Annotated in this window: 4 protein-coding genes and 1 pseudogene; all 5 read right to left on the reverse strand. The window is 67.3% G+C overall.

All coding sequences use genetic code 11. From position 1 onward, the window contains the following. Positions 1–483: pseudogene (locus VMJ11_RS21910) on the reverse strand (two-component sensor histidine kinase); the annotation flags it as partial. Further along, positions 480–1,169 (reverse strand): heavy metal response regulator transcription factor, encoded by a 690-nt coding sequence (locus tag VMJ11_RS21915; protein ID WP_325621703.1) that lies wholly within the window; start codon positions 1,167–1,169, stop codon positions 480–482. The gene VMJ11_RS21915 and the pseudogene VMJ11_RS21910, both read right to left, overlap by 4 nt. A 170-nt stretch (positions 1,170–1,339) precedes the next feature. Then, on the reverse strand, positions 1,340–2,935 hold the full coding sequence (locus VMJ11_RS21920; protein WP_414694448.1) for an efflux transporter outer membrane subunit: 1,596 nt from the start codon (positions 2,933–2,935) through the stop codon (positions 1,340–1,342). Continuing rightward, positions 2,932–4,179 (reverse strand): efflux RND transporter periplasmic adaptor subunit, encoded by a 1,248-nt coding sequence (locus VMJ11_RS21925; protein WP_325621705.1) that lies wholly within the window; start codon positions 4,177–4,179, stop codon positions 2,932–2,934. Before VMJ11_RS21925 ends, VMJ11_RS21920 begins: the two co-directional genes overlap by 4 nt. Before the next feature lie 19 nt (positions 4,180–4,198). Further along, positions 4,199–4,747, reverse strand: a 549-nt coding sequence (locus VMJ11_RS21930) for an efflux RND transporter permease subunit (RefSeq protein ID WP_325621707.1), incomplete at its 5' end; no start/stop codon positions are given.

Consider the following 4,747-nt stretch of genomic DNA (forward strand, 5'->3'; position numbering starts at 1 on the left):
GCCGAGCGCGATGCCGAAGCGCCGCAGCATGCCTTCGGTACGCACGCAATCGCTGCCGACCACGAGCTTCACCTCGGGCCGGTCGCCGCTCGCGGGCACCGTATAGGTCGTCATGATGATGTCGTAGTCGCAGCCGGGCGGGCGCACGAGCAGGTGATTGGGGCCCACGTCGCCGGTCACCTTGCCGACGATCGGCGTGCCGAAGCGAAAGCGCGGATCAGGGCCCTCGACGTAGTAGTGCACGCGGCTGTCCGCGGGCGAGAGATCGCGCAGCTTTTCCTGCACGAAGGCCCACTTCTGCACGTCGGGGGCATGCGAGACGATCAGGCTCGCGATGCGCGCGCGCGTGTCGAGCGTCTCGCGCAGCTCGTTGAAGAGCAGGCGCTGCATCAGAAAGAACAGGCCCGCGCCCGTGAGCGTGAACACGACGAGCGACACCGCTGCGAACATCGCCGAAAGCCGCAGCGAGATCGAGCGTTTCATGACGGCTGGCCTCCTTCCTCGCGCACTTCGAGCACGTAGCCCATGCCGCGTATCGTGTGCAGCAGCTTCGAAGCATGCGGTCCGTCGAGCTTCGCGCGCAGCCGCTTGATCGCCGTTTCCACCACGTTTGCGTTGCTTTCGAAGTTCACGTCCCAGACGAGCTCGGTGATGAGCGTCTTCGAGAGAATCTCGCCGCGCCGCCGCGCGAGCACGGAGAGCAGCTGGAATTCCTTCGCCGTGAGATCGAGGCGCACCCCATCGCGCGTCGCGCGACGGCTGATGAGGTCCACCTGCAGGTCGCCCACCGAGATCAGCGTCGACTCCTGCGAGCGAGCGCGCCGCGTGAGCGCGCGCAGCCGCTCGACGAGTTCGAGGAACGAGAAGGGCTTCGTGAGATAGTCGTCCGCGCCGTCGCGCAGGCCGTGCACGCGGTCATCCACGCGGTCGCGCGCGGTCAGCATGATGACCGGCGTTTCCTTCTTCGCGCGCAGCGCGCGCAGCACGCCGAAGCCGTCGAGCTTCGGCAGCATGACGTCCAGCACGATCACGTCGAAGTCGTACTCGGTGGCCATCCACGCGCCTTCCTCGCCGTCCATGGCGACATCCACGATCCACCCTTGTTCCGTGAGCCCGCTGCGCAAGTAGTCCACGACCTTGCGCTCGTCTTCGATTACCAATACTTTCATGCCCGCCCTCCTCTTCGCGCGATGCATTGCGGGTCCGCCCGGCGCCCTGCACCTGTGCCGGCCGCCGCGACTCGCAAACACGGCTGCGCGCGCTTTTGTATTCTCTTGTACGCCTTGTACGCCCTGGTGTCGGGCTCGCTCCAGCCCTCTTATATGCCCTGCAATACGCTCTAGCTTCTGCCCGCCGCCGCTTCTTCGAGCGCGGCTTTGCCCGCCGCCGGGCCCATGCCCGTGCCCTGATCCGGCACGGACGCCGCGCGCGCCGGCACTGCGCGGCACGTGCCCGCGCTGCATGCGAACTCGCGCTCGTCGGCGCTCCAGCCGCCGCCCAGCGCCTTCGCGAGATAGACCACCGTGGCGACCTGCTGCCCGTGAATCTGCACCTCCTGGCGCTCGCTGGCAAGCAGTTGCTGCTCCGCATTCAGCACATCGATGAACGCCACGAGGCCGCCCTGGTAGCGGTCGTTGGCGAGATCGAACGACTTGCGTGCATCGTCCACGGCCGACTGTCCGTCGCTCGATGCGCGATCCAGCACCGAGAGGCCCGTTACCGCATTTTGCACCTCCTGGAACGCCGTGAGCACGGTCTGACGATACGACGCCTGCGCCGACTCGTACCCGGCCTGCGCGAAATCCACGCCCGCTGCGCGCTTGCCGCCGTCGAACAGCACCTCGCTCGCCGTCGCGCCGACCGACCACATGAGGCTCGGCACCGAAAACAGGCCGCCAAAGCGCGTCGATTCCCAGCCGAGCGTGGGCGAGAGCGTGATGTCCGGAAAGTACGCCGAACGCGCCACGCCAATCTGCGCGTTGGCCGCGGCCATCGCACGCTCGGCCGAGGCGACGTCGGGCCGCCTTTGCAGCAGCTCGCTCGGCATGCCCGTGGGCAGCGCCGGCACCGGCATCGCCGTGACCTGAGGCGCGATCGAGAACTCGGGCGCGGGCTTGCCGATGAGCACCGCAATCGCATGCTCTTCCTGCTGGCGCTGGTTTTCGAGCAGATGCACCTGGGTTGTCGTCGCCGCGAGCTGCGCCTTTTGCTGCAGCAGTTCGAGGCCCGAAACCGCGCCGAGATCGTGCTGTGCGGTCACGAAATCGAGCGCCTTTTGCTGAAGCGCCGCCGAGCGGTTGACCACGTCGATCTCGTTGTCGAGCTCGCGCAACGCGAAATAGTCCGTCGCGAGTTCGGCGGTGAGCACGAGGCGCGCGTTGGCGAGGTCGTCGCCCGCCTGCTGCGTCGACGCCTGCGCCGACTCGACCAGGCGCCGGATGCGCCCGAACAGGTCCAGCTCGTAGCTGACGGTCGCGCCGATGTTCACGTCGTTCTGCACCGTCGACGTGTTGGGCACGGCATAGTTCGTGACCGGACGGTTCGCGGAAATGCGCTCGCGCGCGAGGCCCGTATCGAGCGACACCTGCGGGCTCTGCTGAGAGGACACCGAAGCGAGCGTCGCACGCGCCTGAGCGTAGTTCGCGGCGGCCACGCGCAGCGTCTGGTTCTCCGCGAGCGCGGCCACTTCCAGATCGTCGAGCTCCGCGTTGTCGAACGCCTTCCACCACTGCGGATCGAGCGGCGCGTGCGACGGCTGCGCCGCATGCCAGAACGAATCGGCGGAATCGACGCGCCAGGCCGCGGGGCTTTGCGTTTGCGGCGCACGGTAGTCGGGGCCGACCGTGCAGGCCGCAAGGCCAATCGCGCCTAGCGCCGTGACGTACGCAAGCGGTCGAACGCGCGGGCGCCCCAGCGTGTTTCGTCGGTTGCTCACGTCGCGCTCCGCCTCGCGGCATCGCGGGCCGCCTGGGTCTTGTTCGGCGCGACCACCACGACGCTGTCGCCATCGGCGATCGAATCGCTCGGGTTCAGCACGACGCGATCGGTCGGCTCGATGCCACGGCCGATTTCGAGCGTCTGCCCGAGGTCCTGCGCGATCTCCACCGGCTTGAGCTTGATTTTGCCTTGCGCGTCCACCACCGCGACACGCGGGCCTTCGGCGCGAAACAGCAAGGTGTTGCCCGGCACCGTCAACAAGCCCTTCGAATCGTTCTGCAACGCGGCCTGCACATAGGCGCCGGGCAGCAGCTTGCCATCGTGATTGGGCAGCGAGATTTCGACCTGCAGCGTGCGCGTGGCCACGTCGATGGCCTGTGCCGTGCGCGTGACGGTGCCGTCGAACGTGACGCCCGGCAGTTCCTGCTCGGTCACGCTCACGTGCTGGCCGACCGCCACATCCTGTGCGTAGGTCTGCGGCACGTCGATGTAAAGCCGCAGCGGATCCGATTGCGCAATGGAAAAGAGCGCACGACCCGCGCCGCCGTTACCGGCGTTCACGAGGTCGCCGATGTCGACGTTGCGCTGCGTGATGATGCCCGTGATAGGCGCGACGATGCGCTGGAACGACTTCATCTCCGTCAAGCGGCGTACGTTCGCGTCGGCGGCAGCGAGATTCGCCTGATCCTGGTTGTATGCGCCCTGGCGGTCGTCGAGTTCCTGTTGCGACACCGCATCGCGCTGGCGTAATTGCTGGGCTCGATCGAACGAAGTCTTCGCGAGCGCGAGCGTCGAGGCAGCCTGTTCGCGCTGCGCCTGTGCCTGCGAGAGCTCCTGGTCGATCTCGGGCGTATCGATTTCGGCGAGCAGTTGGCCCTGCTGCACGTGCGCGCCAATATCGGCGTACCAGCGACGCAAGTAGCCGTTCGCACGCGAATAGATGGGCGCTTCGACATAGCCGCGCAATGTGCCCGGCAGCACGATGCGCCCGTCCGCGGCAGCCGCGACGGGCTGCACGACGCTCACGTACTGCTGCGCGTTCTGCTTCGTGACATCGGCGAGATGGTGGGCGTTCATGAGGTTCGAGACGACTGTGCGCGTGGCGCCCGCCGCAAGCAGCAGCGCGACCACGATGACGGCGACGCGTGCACGCTTGCCCGCCTCGCCGCGCGCCGGCAGGTCCAGGCCCTGCTCGCTGCCCACGGCGATGTCGAGAGATGAATGGTGGTGAGGTTCGTTCATGTCTTCGGCCAGTTTCGACTTAACGGGGATTGCGCGGCGAGCCGCCTCGGGCACCGCGCCGCTGTGCCTCGCGCTCGCGCTTCGCTGCGGCGCGGTGGGCAAGCCGTGTATGCACGGTCGCGAACATAAGGGGTACGAATAAAAGCGTGGAGACCGTCGCGAACAGCAGCCCGCCGATCACCGCGCGTCCAAGCGGTGCGTTTTGCTCGGCGCCTTCGCCGAGCCCGAGCGCCATCGGCACCATGCCGATCATCATCGCGAAAGCGGTCATCAGCACGGGGCGGATGCGCGTTGCGCCCGCTTCGAGCGCGGCGGCTAGCGGCGTCGCACCGTCGGCGAGACGCTGGCGCGCGAACGCGACCACGAGAATACTGTTGGCCGTCGCCACGCCCACGGTCATGATCGCGCCCGTGAGCGCGGGCACGCTCAGGTGCGTGCCGGTGATGAACAGCATCCACGCGATGCCCGCGAGCGCGGCCGGCAGCGCGCTGATGATGATGAGCGGATCGGCCCACGACTGGAAGTTCACGACGATGAGCAGATAGACGAGCACGATCGCCATCGCAAT

The organism is Paraburkholderia sp., from assembly GCF_035501035.1.
Classification (GTDB): Bacteria; Pseudomonadota; Gammaproteobacteria; order Burkholderiales; family Burkholderiaceae; genus Paraburkholderia.